This is a genomic window from Streptomyces sp. P9(2023), assembly GCF_032436795.1.
Taxonomy (GTDB): Bacteria; Actinomycetota; Actinomycetes; order Streptomycetales; family Streptomycetaceae; genus Streptomyces.
Window position 1 is genome coordinate 1 of sequence record NZ_JAUPWM010000388.1, and the last position, 279, is coordinate 279.

1 protein-coding gene is annotated in these 279 nt (G+C 53.0%); it reads left to right on the forward strand.

The features are described from left to right. The coding region (locus tag Q5762_RS38045; protein WP_315896884.1) for a hypothetical protein at positions 1-279 on the forward strand (279 nt) is incomplete at both ends.

Genomic DNA, 279 nt, shown 5'->3' on the forward strand with positions numbered 1-279 from the left:
GATTACAGTTCACGTGCGCAGCGCCCGAAGTACAACACTCGGAATGCAGGATACCTCGGCGACCTGAGCCGTAATGTGATCCTTTCTGATGTCTATGACGCGGCCATTGCAAGCGCGGCGCGGGCAAAGCAGCAAGCTAAGGAGTACCACGCCAAGAAGGTTGCTGGTCTAGCTCAGAAAGAGCGGGAAGAGGCTGCGGCTAAAAAGAAGATCAAGGATGATGCGGTAATCGTTCACATGCGCGTGAAATATAAGTGCGATGTGGAGGATACGGCTTAT